This is a genomic window from Cupriavidus oxalaticus (genome assembly GCF_038900635.1).
In the GTDB taxonomy this organism is placed as follows: Bacteria; Pseudomonadota; Gammaproteobacteria; order Burkholderiales; family Burkholderiaceae; genus Cupriavidus; species Cupriavidus oxalaticus_B.
Window position 1 is genome coordinate 18,380 of record NZ_JAYMRX010000040.1, and the last position, 15,827, is coordinate 34,206.

Genomic DNA, 15,827 nt, shown 5'->3' on the forward strand with positions numbered 1-15,827 from the left:
GCCCTCACCCCCGGCCCCTTGTATGTCTCACAATCCGTCGCGCGCGGGAGAGGGGAGAAAACAAGGGGCAGGTGGGCCACTCAATGCGCCCGCAGCGCATCCACGATATTCATCCTCGCCGCCCGCATCGCCGGCAGGAAGCCGCCCACCAGTCCCATCACCATAGCGAACCCGAGCGTCTGCAAAGCAATGCCAGGCGTCAGGATGAAGCGGAACGACAAATCGGCAAACGTCTGGAAATTGGTCGTCGAGAACGACGCGAACTGCATCAGCGCCGCAAAGGCCAGCCCGGCCACGCCACCCACCAGTCCGAGCAACGCCGCCTCGATCAGGAAAGCCACCAGCACGCTGGCACGCTTGAATCCCAGCGCGCGCAGCGTGCCGATCTCGGCCACGCGGTTGGCCACCGATGCGTACATGGTGATCATGGCGCCGATCATTGCCGCAATCGAAAAAATCGTGGACAGCGTAAAGCCCAGGATATTGATAAAGCTCGACAGGGCCTTGGACTGGTCGCTGTAGAAGACCTGCTCGCGCTTGGCCTCGTCGGCCAGGCGCGGGTCCACGTCGATATCGGCGCGGAAGCGCTCGAACAGCGTGGGGTTGGCCAGCCGCACCACCATCGACGAATAGGCATTGCGCCGGAACGACTGCATCAGCTGGTCGACATCGCCCCAGATCTCCGAGTCGAAGCCGCTGCCGCCGGCGTCGAAGTGGCCCACCACGGTCCACTCGCGCTGGGCGAAGCGCAGGTGTTCACCGATCTGCACGCCGGCAAAGCCGCCGGCAATGCTGCTGCCGACGATGATTTCAGCCGAGCCCCTGCGGAACATGCGTCCCGCTACGAGCCTGACTTGCGGACGCAGGTCCATGCCCAGCGGCGAGATGCCGCGGATCACCACGTTGGAGGGCTGCCCGGTGCTGGACTTGGTCAGCGAGATCAGCACCACCGCCTCGCGCGAGGCCATCGGCTGGCCGGCGCCGGTCATGGCCACCGCGGGGTGCATTTCCAGGATGCCGGCCTGGCCGCGCTCGACGGCGCTCTGGATCTCGGTCTCGGCGCCCTTGCGGATCACTACCACGTTGTCGCGCTCGCCGGTGGTGACCAGCGTCTTCTTCAGGCCGGCATCCAGCATCAGCATGGTGGCGAAGACAAAGACCACCAGCGCCAGCCCGCCCGCGGTCAGCGCGGTCGTCAGCCGCCTGGCCCACAGGTTGCGCGCGATATAGGTGAGCGGGATCGCCATGGTTGCCCGCTGTGTCAGCCGATCGCCCGGAGGCCTTCGACGATGCGCACGCGCGCGGCCTGTACTGCCGGCACGATGCCGGCGGCGATGCCGACCGCCAGCGCGCACGCGGCCTGCGCGCGCATCGTTTCCGGCGATACCGTGAACACCGGGAACACGCCGCCTACCGCCTGCTTGAAGGCCGCCGCCATCGGCGGCGTGGCCAGCATGCCGAGCGCGCCGCCCGCCACGCAGATCGCCAGCGACTCGCCGAACACCAGCAGCGCGAGGAATCCCGGGCCGAAACCCAGCGCCTTGAGCGTGGCGTATTCCACGGTGCGCTCGCGCGCGCTCATCGCCATCGCATTGGCCATCACCGCCATGATGATCAGGAGCACCACGTAGGAGACCACGCGGATCGCCGCGATGATCTGGTTCGACATGGCGACGAAGCCGAGCTGGAACGCCTGCTCGGTCTCGGTCAGCGTCTCGGCCAGCGAGTTGCGGAACACGGCATCGACATTGCGCGAGATCGCCGCGGTGTTGTCGGGATTGTCCACGCCCAGCACATAGACCCCGACCTGGTCGGCCTGGCGCGGCGTCTTCTTGCGGATGGTCTCGTTCAGGTATTCCCAGTGGAACACCATCTGCTTCGTGATGATGCTTTCGTCGCGGCCTTCCATGATGCCGCGCACCACGAATTCCCAGGTGCCGGGGTAGATGGTGCCCTTGATCGGGATCACGTCGCCGATCTTGAAGCCGAACTGGTCGGCCAGCTGGCGGCCCACCAGCGCCCCTTTGCGGTCGCGCTGGTAGTCGGCGCGCTGCTGTTCGGGAACGACGAATTCCGGATAAAGATCGAGGTAGTTGTCCGACACCGCGAACTGCGCGAAGAAGTTCTTGGGATCGCGATAGACGCCGCCGAACCAGTTCGACCGCGCCACCGAGGTCACGCCGTCGACGCCGCGGATGCGGCTCTCATAACTGAGCGGCAGCGGGAACACCAGCGAGATCGCATTGCGCGTCACCAGCCGCGCGCTGGACGCGGCCGATGCGCCGGCGTACCACGCGTCGATCACGGTCCGCAGCAGCCCGAACGCCAGCACCGCGATCACCAGGCCCAGCACGGTCAGCGCGGTGCGCAGCTTGTGCCGCAGTGCGTTGCGGGTGATCAGCTTGAGCGCGTACATGACTGGTCAGGCCAACTCGCCGCGGCTCAGCTCGCCCTTCTCCAGGTGCACCAGCGAGCCCGCCGCGGCCGCGGCATGGGCATCGTGTGTGACCATGATGATGGTCTTGCCGACTTCCGCGTTCAGGCGCTGCATCATCGCCAGGATCTCCGCGGCAGAGGTGCGGTCGAGGTCGCCGGTGGGCTCGTCGGCGACGATCAGCGTCGGGTCGGTGATCAGCGCCCGCGCGATCGCCACGCGCTGCTGCTGCCCGCCCGACAGCTCGGACGGGTAGTGGCTCATGCGGTCGGCCAGGTTGACCATGTCCAGCACCAGCTCCACGCGCGCGCGCCGTTCCGCGCGCGGCAGGCTGGTCAGCATCAGCGGCAGCTCCACGTTCTCGAACGCGGTCAGCACCGGCATCAGGTTGTAGAACTGGAAGATAAAGCCGACGTTGGCCGCGCGCCAGTCCGCCAGCGCGGCTTCGGGCAGCTGCGTGATATCGAGGCCGGCCACTTGCAGCGTGCCGCTGTCGGGCCGGTCGATGCCAGCGATCAGGTTCAGCAGCGTGCTCTTGCCGGAGCCGGACGGGCCCATCAGCGCGACGAAGTCGCCCTCGCCGATATCGAGCGAGATATCGGTCAGCACGGGCACGGTCTGCATGCCGCGCCGGTAGGACTTGGCGACGTGGCTGATGCGGACCAGCGGGTTGGTGTTCATGCGCGCACCGTCATGTGGTCACCCTCAAGGCTTGGCCGGCGTGACGCGGTCGCCGTCGCCGAGCTTGTCGCCGGGCGACTGCACCAGTACGTCGCCGGGCTTGACACCCTGCACCGCGACCAGCTCGCCGAGCTTGTCGCCGGTCTTGACCTGGGTCTCGTGCGCCTTGCCCTCCCGGACCACGTAGACCACCTGCCGGCCATCGCGCGTGACCACCGCGGCGGGCTGCACGGCGACCATCGGCTGGCGGTCCCGCGCCGTGGCGGCGCGCGACAGGAAGGCGATCTTGGCGCTCATGTCCGGCAGCACTCGCGCGTCGCGGTCGACAAAGCGCACCTTGACCAGCACCGTGGCCTTGGAGCGGTCCACCGTCGGCACGATGCGCGATACCTGGCCGGCCAGGCGCACGCCAGGCAACGCGTCGAGCAGCAATTCGCAAGGCTGGCCGGCGCGTATTTTGGCGATATTGGATTCGGCGACGTCGGCTTCTACCTCCAGCGTCTCCATGTCGGCAATGGTCACGATCGCGCCCTTGGTGTCGGCGGCGGCCGAGAAAGGCGTGATGTTGTCGCCGACGTTGGCATGCTTGACCAGCACCACGCCGTCGAACGGCGCGCGCACCACGGTCTGCTCCACCGCCACCTCCGCCGCGCGCGCATTGGCCTGCGCCGACGCGATCGACGCCTGCGAACTGCTGACCGAGGCCCTGGCCTTGTTGTAGCGCGCGACGTCGGCATCGTACTGGTTGCGCGAGATCGCGTTCGGCCCGATCAGGATCTGCGAGCGGCGCAGGTTGACTTCCGCGTCCTTCAGCTCCGCCTGCTGCAGGGCCAGGTTGGCCTGCGCCACCTTGACCTGCGCCTGCGCCTGGGCGAAGGATGCGGACACGTCCTTGCTTTCCAGCCGCGCGATGACCTCGTCCTTCTTCACGCGCGAGCCTTCCAGCACGCCCAGCCATTCGAGCCGGCCCTGCGCCTTGGACGCGACTGCCGCCTTGCGCTGCGGCACGACATAGCCGGTGGCGTTGAGCAGCGTGAAATTCTGCGTGGGATAGGCGGACGTGACGGTGGTGGTCTGCACCGACTTCGGGCCGGCGAGCCTGACCGCGATGCCGAGCACGGCCAGCAGGATCAGCGCGATGACCGCATAGCGCAGCCATCTGCGCCGGGGGCGGACATGGACGCCGGGCGCGGCGGTGGCGCTGCGGTCGATTTTCAGCCTGGACAGGTCGTGGTCAGCCAATTGCGCGCTTCCTCCGGCAGGTCTGGCGCGATCGCGGCCTGCGTGTGGTGGTGGGCGGGGGGCTTCCCAGTATAGCGGGGTGCGGGAGGGATTACATGCTGCGGTGTCTCCTGCCAAACCAGCAGCGTGCGGCGCGTAGTCAGCTAATGTTCTGCCTCCACCGCCAGCTTCAGCTTGCCCAGCGCAAACTCCCACTGCCTTCCAATCGCCTCCAGCGAGCGCCGCGCGGCCTCGACCTGCGCTGGCTCGAACATCCACAACCGCTCGCGCCCGGCCTTGCAGTCGCGCACCAGCCCGGCCTGCGACAGCACCTGCAGGTGCTTGGTCACCGCCTGCCGGGTCATGGCGCTGCCGGCAGTCAGCTGCGCGATCGACATTGCGCCGCCCGCGCACAGCGCCGCGACCAGCCGCAGCCGGGTCTCGTCGCCCAGCGCGGCAAAGACCGCCGCGGACTGCTGCAGGTTCAGTGCCTCAGGAGGCGCCGGTGAGGTGCTTGTGGACATTCTTCACCTGTTGATCCCAGCCGCCGCTGTTCATGCGGAACGCTTCCATGCGGCGTTCGGGCGGGATCTGGTCGAAGCCCGACTCGACCACGGTCAGCATGGTGCCGCCGTCGACTTCGCGCAGCGTGAATTCCACCAGCGTGCTCGGTTCGTCGGAATAGTCACGCCCGCGTTCCATGGGCGCGGGGTGCCAGCGCCAGGACAGCAGCTTTTCCGGCTCCACGCGCTCCACCTGCACGTCGAATTTCAGATATTCATAGCCGGGGTAGGTGATGCTGCCCACCGCGCGCCGGCCGGGAGTGAAGGTGGCGCCATCGAACTTGACGCCGAACCAGCTGCCGAAAGTATCGGTATCGGCCAGCGCGTGCCAGACACGCGCGACGGGGGCTTCAATCAGGATGCTGCGTTCAATGCGGTCGGTTTCTGTGGGCATGTCCGGTCTCCAGTTTCAGGCGTTGATATGCAACGCCATGGTTGCATGTTAGGAGACCGGGGCGGAAAACGCAACCTGATGGTTGCTTGTTATCGAGGGCAGGGTGCTCAGAGATCGAGCACCAGCCGTTGTCCCTTGCACCGCGATACACACAGCATCATCGTCTTTTGCGCTGTCTTCTCCGCATCAGACAAGTACTGGTCGCGGTGATCCGCCTCACCTGCAAGGATCGCGGTCTCGCACGAACCGCAGATGCCCTCGCGGCACATGCAGTCCACCTTGACACCGGCCTTCTCGATCGCGCGCAGCAGCGATTCCTCAGCGCCTACCTGTAGCGTCAGCCCGCTCTTCTGCAGTACGGCCTCGAAGGCGCCGCCGGTGGCGTCCACTTCGTTGCGGAACTGCTCGAAGTGGATGCGGCCGGCATCCCAGCCGGCGGCGCGAGCGGCGTTGACCACTGCATCGTTCAGCGGGGCCGGGCCGCATACATAGACATGGGTGTCGGCCGTTTGTCTGCCGAGCAGCGCAGCGATGTCCAGCAGGTTGCCGGTATCGCTCTCATGCAGGTGCAACTGGTCCGGCCGCAGCGTGGCGGGCAGCACGTCCAGAAAGGCGGCCGACTGCGAGTTGCGGAAGCAGTAGTGCAGCTCGAAATGCGCGTTGCTCGCCGCCAGCGCCTGGATATGCGTCATGAACGGCGTGATACCGATGCCGCCGGCGATCAGCAGATGGCGGCCGGCGCCGGGGGCCAGGCCGAACAGGTTGCCCGGCGCGCCGATATGCAGTTCATCGCCCTCGCGCACCTGCTCATGCATGTAGCGCGAGCCGCCACGCGAGGCTTCTTCCAGCCGCACCGCGATCTGGTAGTGAGCGGCGTCGTCCAGCGCGCTGGTCAGCGAGTAGGCGTTGCGCAGCCGGCCGCTGTCCATATGGACCACGACGTGGCTGCCGCTGGAAAACGCGGGCAGCGCGCCGCCGTCGCAGGGTTGCAGGGTGAAGCGCTTGATGCCGGCGGCCAGCGGCTCGACGCGGCCGACGCGTACGCGGAGCATGTCAGTCATGGCAATACCTCGGAATACAGAAAGTGTCGGGAATGGAGGGCCGGACGGCAGGCGCCGGCCCGTCACGGCAGATCAGGTGATCACAGTCAGCCGCGCGGCGATCCACAGCACCAGCGCGCCGGCGATCAGCGCCAGGTAGGGCAGCTTGCCGGCACGCGCATGCGGCAGTTCCATGTCGCGGCGCATCGACTCGGGAAAGCGGCCCTTGTCCTGGATGTAGTGGCGGTAGATGAAGACCGGCACGATCAGCAGCGCGGCGATCAGGCCATTGCGCAGCGTGTTCTCGCCCTGGAAGTTGGCGCCGGCGCCGACGAAGGCCAGGTCGAAGAACCCGCAGAACGCGCCCAGTGCCAGCAGCCAGTTCCTGCACTTGTACGGGCGGGCCCAGTCCGGCCGGTCCATGCGGTGGATCCAGCCAGCCTGCAGATTCAGGAACACGAAGATCATGTAGCAGACGTTGCTGATCGACAGCACCGCCATGTAGTTCGACATCAGCAGCAGGAACAGGTTGAACAGCAGGTCCGTCCACATTGCGCGGGTCGGGGCCCCGTGCTCGTTCACGTGCGAGAGGTAGCGCGGCAGCCAGCCGTCGATCGAGGCCTGGTACAGCGTGCGCGATGAACCCATCATCGAGGTCATCACGATCAGCAGGATCGCCAGCACCAGCATCACCACGATCACGTTGAACACCACCGCGCCGCCGCCGACGAACTTCGCCATTGCCGCGCCCACGCCGGAGCCGTCGACGATGTCCGGCGCCAGCATGCCTTGCAGGCCGAGCGAGCCCTGGAAGGCGATCGGCACCGCGATAAACATGAACAGACACAGCACGCCGGACCAGAAGATCGCCTTGAAGGTGTCCTTCTGCGGATCCTTGAACTCGCGGGTGTAGCAGACCGCGGTCTCGAAGCCGAAGGTCGACCAGCAGGCCAGGAACATCGCGCCCATCGCCGTGCTGATGCCGGCCGCGTTCCAGCCGCCCAGCACTGCGGCGCCGGTGGCGTCGTGCGTCAGCGGCAGCAGCGGCAGGAAACTGGTTGAAGGCATGTCGCCGGTGAACAGCGGCACCAGCGCGATCACCACCAGTGGCGTCAGCGAGGCAATACCCAGGATGCGTTGCGTAGTGGCAGCGGCCGAGGCGCCGCTGTGCTGCAGCTTGAAGGTGATCAGCAGGAACGCGGTCGCCAGCAGGAAGGTGGAATTCACCCGCAGCGTCAGGCCCTTGCTGACGAAGCCGAGGTCCACCAGCGTCAGCTGCCAGGTGTTGATGACCGAATCGGCCGGAAACAGCGCGCTCAGCATATAGCCGGCGGCCAGGCTGGTGCCGAGCGCCAGCATCGGCGACCACGCCACCCAGTTGCACCACACCGAAACCGGCGCGACGAACTTGCTGTAGCGCACCCAGCCGAGCGCGCCGTAGATCGAGGCGCCGCCCGATTTGTGCGGGTACAGGCCCGAGATCTCGGCGTAGACGAAGCTCTGGGCAAAGCCAACCAGGATCGCGAGGATCCAGATCACCCAGGCCGGGTTGCCGATGGTGGCGGACACGCCGCCGATGGTGAAGAGCACGCCCGCGGGCACGCCGCTGGTGACCCAGAACGCATCCTTCCAGGTCAGTGTGCGCTGCAGTTCATGGGATTGGGTTTGCTGGGTCTGTTCGTTTTTCTGGTGGGCAGGGGCGAGCGGCGCCTGCGCGCCGATCGACAGCACGTCTTTTTGTGAATACACGAAATGTCTCCTTGCTTCCCGGTTGCCGTTTTCTGGAGCGCGAGCTCCGTCACGGTCTGCCGTCTGCGGTGGGTAGGTACTTGGGGTACTGCCTGCCGGTGGTTACGACGGTCGGGAATGGCTGGCTGGAATTTTGGGGGCGTTTCTCATCCTTGTCTCCTGTTGTCATCCCGGGGTTGCCACGAGACCCGAATGCAGGTCATCGTGGCCTCCGGTTTTGTAAATTCACCATCGGTAAATTATGTTACTAATGGTGTTTCGAGTGAGTATAGAAACGTCCCTGCGCCACGGCAACGGAAGATTTGTATCGCGTTGCAATCGGCAGGGGCGTGCCTCGTTTACTGCTGCACGGGCTGCCCCGGACGCGGGCCTCCCAGCGTTTCCACCACCGGTCGCCCGGCCCGTCGGTTGCGCCACCATCCCAACAGCGTCAGCCCCAGCCAGAAGCACTGGGTCAGAAACGAGGCCAGGTTGAACGCGCCCATCAGCGAGATCAGGATGCAGCTCGGCCCGATCACGTTGAGGACGACGGCCAGCCGGCCGGTCGGGGATTTGTGCAGGACCTGCACGGCAAAATGCGCGGCAACGTAGGCGGCAACGCCGACAAGACCGGTCGCGTCGGTAAGACCCAGGGAGGCCATGGTGGTGTGTGCTTCGTAAGGCAGTGGTACAGCGGTTGATGAATGCCGTCAGAACGTCTTGGTCAGCGAGACCAGGAACGTGCTTTTCAGCGGGTTGGACACCGCCGGGTTGCCGGAGGAATCCAGCGCGCCGGTGGTGTAGTTGTCGTAGACGTCGGTGCGTCCCCAGCCGCGGGTGTAGGCGCCGGTCAGCGTCCAGCCGCTTTCAAAGGCCTTGGACAGCGCCACGCGCACGTCGCGGAAGCTGTAGGCGGCAAAGTTGCGCACGCGCTCCTGGCCGTAGTGCAGCAGCAGCGTGACGCCGTGTCCCAGGTCGAAGGTGCCGTTCACGTCGAGGTAGCCGGAACCGCGGCTGTGCAGGTTGTTGCCGGTCATCAGCGAGGCGCTGTTATAGCCGAAGTAGTCGGGCGTATACGTCAGCCAGTACTTGACGTTGAACCACTTCCACGTCAGCGACGCGACCGCTTCGCCGTAGTTGTACTTGGTCTGCGCGTACTGCAGCTTCGCGCCCGGGTAGAGGTAGTAGTAGACCTGTCCGGCGTAGACGAAGTCGCCGATGGTGCCGGTATAGCCCGCATACAGGTCCCATTCGACCGTGCCGCCCTCGATGAACTTGTCGCTGATGCTCGACATCCAGGTGCCCGCAGAGAAACCGCTGGGGTGGGCGTAGTCGATGCCGCCCTGCACCGCGGGCTTGCCCCAGGTCTGGCGGAAACCGCGCGAGACGTACTGCGAGGTCAGCGTCATGTTGGCGCTCCAGGGTGACGCTGCCGCGGTGGCTTCGGCCGGCGGCACGGTAGCGGTGACTTGCGGCACCGGCGCGACTGCCAGCGTGGTGTCGCCGCCGGCCTGCGCCAGCGCGGGCAGCGCCTGGCACAGCAACAGGGGCAGGGCGCCATACAGGGCGCCGTACAGGGCGCCGTACAGGACGCTGTATGGGGCCCGTCTTGCAGCAAAGCATTTGCGCAGCATGGTTGTGTCTCCTCCTTGCAGCCGGTCTGGGTTTGTTTATGGGTCGCCGGCTTTGGTGGTGTTGGGACGCGGCGCGTCCGACAGGGCGCACGCTGCCCGCCGGGACCTCGGTCCCGGCAGCACATGTGCCGCCAGTCAGGGTTCGGGCCGAAGGCCCGCGCGCCGCGCCGCTCGGGTCAGGCAGGCATCGGCATGGGGATGCGCGCGGTGGGCGGCTGCGCCCGCTCCGCGCTCACCTGCATGCGCGCCGGCGCCGCCTTGTAGTAAGGCGCCGTCGAACGTTGCAGCGGGGCGCGGCCGCGGATCACGTCGGCCAGCTTCTCGGCCATCATGATCGTGGGCGCGTTCAGGTTCCCGGTGACGATCCTGGGCATGATCGAGGCATCGACCACGCGCAGGCCAGACAAGCCATGTACGCGGCCCTGGTTGTCGACCACCGCCATCGGGTCAGAGGCGTCGCCCATCTTGCAGGTGCAGGACGGGTGCAGCGCGGTCTCGGCATGCTCGCGCACGAAGGCATCGATCTCGGCATCGCTCTGGATCATCATGCCGGGCTTGATCTCGCGGCCGCGGAACTGGTCCATTGCCTGCTGGCCGATGATCTCGCGCGTCAGGCGTACCGCCGCGCGGAACTCGCGCCAGTCGACGTCGTGCGCCATGTAGTTGAACAGCAGGCGCGGCTTCACGCGCGGGTCGCGGCTGGCCAGCTTGACGAAGCCGGTGCTTGGCGAGCGCATCGAGCCCACATGGCACTGGAAGCCGTGCGACTGGACGGGATTGCTGCCGTCGTAGTTCATCGCCAGCGGGATGAAGTGGTACTGCAGGTTGGGCCAGGCAAACTCGTCGCTGCTGCGGATAAAGCCGCCGGCCTCGAAATGATTGGATGCGGCGATGCCGGTGCCGCGCAGGTACCACTCGATGCCGATGGCCGGTTTATTCCACCACTTCAGCGCAGGATACAGCGAGACGGGCTTGGTGCATTCGTACTGCAGGTACATTTCCAGGTGGTCCTGCAGGTTCTCGCCCACGCCTTTCAGGTCGGCTACGGCATCGATGCCGAAGGCGCGCAGTTCGTCGGCATTGCCCACGCCCGAGCGCAGCAGCAGCTGGGGCGATGCGATCGCGCCGTTGCTGACGATCACCTCGCGGCGCGCGCGGGCTTCGCGCACGTGGTCGCCTTGCAGGTACGACACGCCGATGGCGCGCTGCCCGGCGAACAGGATGCGGTCGGCCAGCGCACGCGTATGCACGGTCAGGTTGGCACGCTCCCGGGCCTGGTCGAGATAGGCCAGCGACGTGCTGCAGCGGCGCCCACCCGCCGTGGTGGTGCGGTCCATCGGGCCGAAGCCTTCCTGCCTGTAGCCGTTCAGGTCGTCGGTGCGGCCATGGCCGGCCTGCTCGCCGGCCTTGATAAAGGCATCGAACAGCGGGCTGATATCGGCCTTCGGTGTGGTCACATGCAGCGGGCCATTGCCGCCGTGGTAATCGTTGGCGCCCTTGTCGTAGGTCTCGGCCTTGCGGAAGTAGGGCAGGCAGTCGGCGTAGCTCCAGTTCTCCAGCGACCGGTTCTCCGCCCAGCCGTCATAGTCCATCGCATTGCCGCGGATATAAACCATGCCGTTGATCAGCGACGAGCCGCCCAGCCCCTTGCCGCGGCCCTGCGTCATGCGGCGGTTGTTCATGTGCGGCTCGGGCTCGGTGACGTAGGCCCAGTTGTAGGTGGTGCCCTGCAATGGGTAGGCCAGCGCGGCCGGCATCTGCGTGCGCCAGTCCAGGCGCCAGTCGGGACCGCCTGCCTCCAGCAGCAGCACCGAGACACCGGCGTCCTCGGTCAGCCGCGCGGCCAGCACGCAGCCGGCCGAGCCGGCGCCGACGATGATGTAGTCGTACTCTTGGATTGCCTGCATGGTGCAATCTCCTTGTTTGCGTGACGCCGTGCGTGGCGGCCCCGGGGCCGGTGCCGCCGCGCACGCGATTGCGAAGTCAGCTGTGCTCAGGCGCCAAACCAGCCCATCGCCTTGGGGGCGAGGTTGATATAGCTGTGCTTGAGTTCGGTGTACTCGTCCAGGCCGATGCGGGCCAGTTCGCGGCCGATGCCGCTCGCCTTGTAGCCGCCCCACGGCGCTTCCGGGAAGTACGGGTGGTAGTCGTTGACCCACACCGTGCCGAAGCGCAGCGCGCGCGACATGCGGTTGGCCTTGTCCAGGTCGCGGGTCCAGACCGCGGCGGCCAGGCCGTACGGCGTGTCGTTGGCGGCACGCAGCGCCTCTTCCTCGGAGCGGAAGCGCTCGGCGGTGATCACCGGCCCGAAAATCTCCTCCTTCGCAATCTTCATCTCTGCCGTCACGTCGGTCAGCAGCGTCGGTTCCAGCCAGTAGCCCTGCTTGTAGACGTCGCCGGCCGGTCGCTTGCCGCCGTGGACCAGGCGCGCGCCTTCGGCAATGCCGGCCTGCACCATGCCGAGGATCTTCTCGTGCTGTTGCGCCGACTGCACCGGGCCCATCTGCGTTTCGCCATGGAAGCCGTTGCCGATTACGATGCGCGGCAGGCGCTCGGCCAGCCGGCCGATAAATGCATCATAGATGCTGTCTTCTACCATCAGGCGCGAGCCGGCGGAGCAGACCTGGCCGGCGTGGAAGAACGCGGCGTTGAGCGCGTAGTCGACCGCTGCATCCAGGTCGGCATCGGCAAAGACGATGTTCGGATTCTTGCCACCGAGCTCCAGGCCGATGCGCTTGAAGTTGCCGGTGGCCGCCTTCATGATGCTCTCGCCAGCGTAGGCGCCGCCGGTGAAGGACACCAGGTCCACGTCAAGGCTTTCGGCCAGTTCGGCGCCGACTTCGGCGCCGCCGGTCACCAGGTTGAACACGCCCGGCGGCAGGTCCAGTTCGGCCACCAGCTGCGTGAAGTGGTGCGTGGTCAGCGGCGTCAGGTTGCTGGGCTTGATCACCACCGTGTTGCCCGCGCCCAACGCCGGCGCGATCTTCCACGCGGCCTGCAGCAGCGGGTAGTTCCACGGCGTGATCAGGCCGCACACACCCACCGGCTCGCGCAGCGTGCGGCTGATCACGTGGTGCGGCGCTTCGTTGACGGCGCCCGATTCCGACGCCACCAGCCCCGCAAAGTAGCGGAAGGTGGCGGCGATATCGCCCATGTCGGTGCGGCTCTCGGTCAGCGTCTTGCCGGTGTTGAGCGACTCCAGGCGGGCGAGCTTTTCGGCATCGCGGTCGACCAGGTCGGCGATCTTGTTCAGCAGCCTGGCGCGGTCACGGATCGTCGTCTGGCGCCACGGGCCGTCGAAGGCCTTGCGCGCAGCCGCGATCGCCAGGCGCGCGTCGGCGCGGGTGGCTTCGGCGGCCTGGGCGATTACGGATTCGTCGGCCGGGCTCAGGATGGCGCGCGTGCCGTTGTCGATGGGCGACTGCCACTGGCCGTCGATATAGAGCTGGGTCTGGATCATTGCTGCGGTTCCGGTTGTTCTTGCGGGTTCAGGCGGCCAGGGCGTCGAGCACCATCTGCTGGAAGTGCTGCACGCCGTGTTCGCCGATGGCGGAGGTCTTGTCGTCGGTGACCAGCAGCGGGCCCTGCCCGTTGCGGTAGCCGCGCGACTTCAGGCCGCGCTGCACCGATTCGACGATGCTGAGGTCTTCCGGCTTGAGCACGTTCTTGTAGTACTCGATCAGCTGTTCCTGCTCGGCCGTGGGCGTGCTGTCGCGGAAGTAGAACTCGAAGTGCTGGATGGTGGTGTCGGCATCCACCGGGAACATGTAGAACACGCCGTAGTTGCCGTCGCCCGGCAGCACGTTCAGTGTGACGTTGGGCCACAGCCAGTACGCGGCGAAGTCGGTGTTGGGGGCGTCGCTGTCATAGGTGAAGGCGTCGCTGCCCGAGCGGGTCTGGCCGACCTGGCTGGTGTAGAGGCCGCGCACTTCGTGCTTGTAGGTCTCCATCCTGATCGACTCGACCAGCGCGGGGTGCGCGGTCTGGCAGTGCAGGCATTCCAGGTAGTTGTCGACCACCACCTTCCAGTTGGCCTTCATCTCGTAGGTAAGCTTGTGCGCCGGCACCAGCTTGTCCACGTCCGGGCAGCGCGCACGGATCTCGTCGTTCAGGCCGGCGGCCAGTTCGGCCAGCGGCTTCGCATCCATGTCGAGGTTGACGAAAACCAGGCCGCAGAACTCTTCCACACGCACCGGCGTCAGGCCCGCGTTGTCCTTGCAGAAGCCCGGCACGTTCTCGGCGTTGCGCACATGGATCAGCTTGCCGTCCAGCCCGAAGGACCAGGCGTGGTAGGGGCAGGTGATCACGTTCTTCGCCTTGCCGGCGCCGTCGGCGAACAGCTCGTGCGCGCGGTGCGGGCACACGTTGTAGAACGCGCGCAGCACGCCGTCGCGACCGCGCACCACGAACACGTTCTCCCCCGCCACCTTGGCCGTGGCGTACTGGTTGTTCTCGGCGACCTGGCTCCTGTGCATCACGCACACCCAGCTGCGGGCGAAGACCGTCTTCTTCTCGTGCTCGAAGATCTCCGGCGAGGTGTAGTAGTGGGCCGGCAGCGTGTAGGCCAGCGGGGCGGTGCTGCAGACGGGGGCGGTGGTTTCTTGCATGGGGTGTCTCCTCGGTTGTCTCGGTCTGTGCGGCGACTTGTAGATTCACTATTAGTAAATTAAATTACCAACAGTGATGTGAAACGAAGTCTAGTGACCAGAGCGGGGATGCCGCAATATCGGAAAATCGATCGAGTTCATCTCCGCAATTGATCTGGGCTATTGATTCGCGCGATTTACTTCGATGGTGTAAGGTTCGAGTTACTCAATTCACCATCGGTTGAAAAAAAGTAGAGGGGATGCCATGACCGAAGACACTTTTGCCACCCGCCTGAAAGGCGTGCTGGAGGGCAAAAGGATCATGCTCAAGCAAGTGGCCGAGGCCCTGTCGGTCTCGCCATCGGCGGTACACAAGTGGACCCGCGGCGGCGAGATCGAATATGAGCGCCTGCTGGCGCTGGCGCGCTTCCTGGGCGTGAACTGGCTGTGGCTGCGCTACGGCGAGCAGGCCATCGCCGACCTGGAGGCGAGCAGCGCGTCCGATCCGCACATCAAGGAACTGCGCCAGAAGCACCTCGCCGAGATCATGGAAAGCGAGGCGCGGATGAAATTCGCGCAGGAAGTCTCGGGCATCGTTACCTGGGAATGGAACGTGCTGACCGATGGCCTGACTTATTCGTCCAACGACGTCACGCTGTTCGGCCGCCATATCCGCAACATGGACGACTTCTGGGCCTGCGTGCATCCGGGCGACGTGGCGCGCCTGAAAGAAGTGCTGGCGCGCACGCTCGGCGCGCAGGAGATGCACGAGTGGGAATTCCGCGTGGTGCACGAGGATACGACCCGCTGGATCTCGTCGCGCGCCACGCTGGTGCGCGACTTCGACCAGCGCCCGGTGAAGATGATCGGCGTGAGCCTGGACATCACCGAGCGCCGCCGCGCCGAGGCCGCGCTGCGCCAGAACGAGGCGCTGCTGGCCAAGGCGCAGGAGATTGCGCACCTGGGCGGCTGGACCTGGAACATCCAGACCGATGACTGCGCCTGGACCGACGAGGCCTACCGCATCTTCGGCTGGGCGCCGCAGGCGTTCAAGGTGACCATGGACCGCTACCTGGCATCGATCGTGGAGGAAGACCGCCCGCGCGTGCAGGCCGCCATCCGCGCGGCCACTGTCGACAAGGCGCCGTACCGCGTCGACTACCGCATCACGCTGCCAGATGGCAGCCTCCGCGACATCCACGAGGAAGGCGAGGTCACGCTGGACGAGCACGGCAATGCGCTGACCATGGTGGGCGCGTCGCAGGACGTGACCGAGCAAAGGCGCGTGGAGGCCGCGTTGGTGGAGGCGCTTGCCGAAGGAGAGGGCACCAAGCGGAAAGCGGCAATGAGAAGGGGGTGAGGGTGTCCGGGAGGCGCAATAACGCGCTTTTCCGTGAAACAGTTGTTTCGTATTGGGGGGCTTTGGGACGTTTCCCTCGGGGCGTGCGGTAAAAGTGCGGCTACAGCTTGGAATATCTGCATATGCAACAAATGTTGCATATATTGGCGTCAAGTCCCTATACTGTTCCGTACGGCACCACGGCGC

Annotated in this window: 14 protein-coding genes; 1 reads left to right on the plus strand and 13 read right to left on the minus strand. The window is 66.0% G+C overall.

All coding sequences use genetic code 11. From position 1 onward, the window contains the following. Positions 1-80 precede the first annotated feature (80 nt). From VSR71_RS33495 to VSR71_RS33555, 13 genes are all read right to left on the minus strand, one after another. On the minus strand, positions 81-1,247 hold the full coding sequence (locus tag VSR71_RS33495; protein ID WP_342917769.1) for an ABC transporter permease: 1,167 nt from the start codon (positions 1,245-1,247) through the stop codon (positions 81-83). A gap of 14 nt (positions 1,248-1,261) precedes the next feature. Continuing rightward, positions 1,262-2,416, minus strand: coding sequence for an ABC transporter permease (locus VSR71_RS33500; protein WP_342917770.1), 1,155 nt, complete (start codon positions 2,414-2,416; stop codon positions 1,262-1,264). Positions 2,417-2,422: 6 nt separating this feature from the next. Then, complete coding sequence (locus tag VSR71_RS33505; protein WP_342917771.1) at positions 2,423-3,115, minus strand: ABC transporter ATP-binding protein; 693 nt, start codon at positions 3,113-3,115, stop codon at positions 2,423-2,425. Between the two features lie 24 nt (positions 3,116-3,139). Beyond that, positions 3,140-4,357 carry an efflux RND transporter periplasmic adaptor subunit gene (locus VSR71_RS33510; RefSeq protein WP_342917772.1) on the minus strand — a complete coding sequence of 406 codons (1,218 nt, stop codon included), beginning with the start codon at positions 4,355-4,357 and terminating at the stop codon, positions 3,140-3,142. 143 nt (positions 4,358-4,500) lie between these two features. Next, a complete protein-coding gene (locus VSR71_RS33515; protein WP_342917773.1) occupies positions 4,501-4,860 on the minus strand; it encodes a metalloregulator ArsR/SmtB family transcription factor in 360 nt (119 codons plus the stop codon). After that, a complete protein-coding gene (locus tag VSR71_RS33520) occupies positions 4,829-5,293 on the minus strand; it encodes an SRPBCC family protein (protein WP_342917774.1) in 465 nt (154 codons plus the stop codon). Before VSR71_RS33520 ends, VSR71_RS33515 begins: the two co-directional genes overlap by 32 nt. Before the next feature lie 107 nt (positions 5,294-5,400). Next, positions 5,401-6,354 (minus strand): PDR/VanB family oxidoreductase, encoded by a 954-nt coding sequence (locus VSR71_RS33525; protein ID WP_342917775.1) that lies wholly within the window; start codon positions 6,352-6,354, stop codon positions 5,401-5,403. A gap of 72 nt (positions 6,355-6,426) precedes the next feature. Then, positions 6,427-8,082 carry an APC family permease gene (locus VSR71_RS33530; RefSeq protein ID WP_428979486.1) on the minus strand — a complete coding sequence of 552 codons (1,656 nt, stop codon included), beginning with the start codon at positions 8,080-8,082 and terminating at the stop codon, positions 6,427-6,429. A gap of 338 nt (positions 8,083-8,420) precedes the next feature. After that, positions 8,421-8,723 (minus strand): CBU_0592 family membrane protein, encoded by a 303-nt coding sequence (locus tag VSR71_RS33535; RefSeq protein ID WP_342917776.1) that lies wholly within the window; start codon positions 8,721-8,723, stop codon positions 8,421-8,423. A gap of 48 nt (positions 8,724-8,771) precedes the next feature. Further along, positions 8,772-9,695, minus strand: a complete 924-nt coding sequence (locus VSR71_RS33540) for a TorF family putative porin (RefSeq protein WP_342917777.1) — start codon at positions 9,693-9,695, stop codon at positions 8,772-8,774. 176 nt (positions 9,696-9,871) lie between these two features. Further along, positions 9,872-11,602: a choline dehydrogenase gene (gene betA, locus VSR71_RS33545; RefSeq protein WP_342917778.1), complete on the minus strand. Its 1,731-nt coding sequence runs from the start codon at positions 11,600-11,602 to the stop codon at positions 9,872-9,874. A gap of 86 nt (positions 11,603-11,688) precedes the next feature. Continuing rightward, a complete protein-coding gene (locus VSR71_RS33550) occupies positions 11,689-13,155 on the minus strand; it encodes an aldehyde dehydrogenase family protein (RefSeq protein WP_342917779.1) in 1,467 nt (488 codons plus the stop codon). Between the two features lie 28 nt (positions 13,156-13,183). Further along, on the minus strand, positions 13,184-14,302 hold the full coding sequence (locus VSR71_RS33555) for a ring-hydroxylating oxygenase subunit alpha (protein ID WP_342917780.1): 1,119 nt from the start codon (positions 14,300-14,302) through the stop codon (positions 13,184-13,186). Between the two features lie 244 nt (positions 14,303-14,546). Between VSR71_RS33555 and VSR71_RS33560 the strand changes: the two genes are divergently transcribed. Further along, positions 14,547-15,641, plus strand: a complete 1,095-nt coding sequence (locus tag VSR71_RS33560; protein ID WP_342917781.1) for a PAS domain-containing protein — start codon at positions 14,547-14,549, stop codon at positions 15,639-15,641. The last annotated feature ends 186 nt before the right edge of the window (positions 15,642-15,827 follow it).

Bases quoted from the DNA above. Each gene is read 5' to 3' on its own strand.
- VSR71_RS33525 (WP_342917775.1), bottom strand. From the start codon at position 6,354: ATGACTGACATGCTCCGCGTACGCGTCGGCCGCGTCGAGCCGCTGGCC.
- VSR71_RS33500 (WP_342917770.1), bottom strand. From the start codon at position 2,416: ATGTACGCGCTCAAGCTGATCACCCGCAACGCACTGCGGCACAAGCTG.
- VSR71_RS33540 (WP_342917777.1), bottom strand. From the start codon at position 9,695: ATGCTGCGCAAATGCTTTGCTGCAAGACGGGCCCCATACAGCGTCCTG.
- VSR71_RS33495 (WP_342917769.1), bottom strand. From the start codon at position 1,247: ATGGCGATCCCGCTCACCTATATCGCGCGCAACCTGTGGGCCAGGCGG.
- VSR71_RS33520 (WP_342917774.1), bottom strand. From the start codon at position 5,293: ATGCCCACAGAAACCGACCGCATTGAACGCAGCATCCTGATTGAAGCC.
- VSR71_RS33555 (WP_342917780.1), bottom strand. From the start codon at position 14,302: ATGCAAGAAACCACCGCCCCCGTCTGCAGCACCGCCCCGCTGGCCTAC.
- betA (WP_342917778.1), bottom strand. From the start codon at position 11,602: ATGCAGGCAATCCAAGAGTACGACTACATCATCGTCGGCGCCGGCTCG.
- VSR71_RS33560 (WP_342917781.1), top strand. From the start codon at position 14,547: ATGACCGAAGACACTTTTGCCACCCGCCTGAAAGGCGTGCTGGAGGGC.
- VSR71_RS33505 (WP_342917771.1), bottom strand. From the start codon at position 3,115: ATGAACACCAACCCGCTGGTCCGCATCAGCCACGTCGCCAAGTCCTAC.
- VSR71_RS33535 (WP_342917776.1), bottom strand. From the start codon at position 8,723: ATGGCCTCCCTGGGTCTTACCGACGCGACCGGTCTTGTCGGCGTTGCC.
- VSR71_RS33550 (WP_342917779.1), bottom strand. From the start codon at position 13,155: ATGATCCAGACCCAGCTCTATATCGACGGCCAGTGGCAGTCGCCCATC.
- VSR71_RS33515 (WP_342917773.1), bottom strand. From the start codon at position 4,860: ATGTCCACAAGCACCTCACCGGCGCCTCCTGAGGCACTGAACCTGCAG.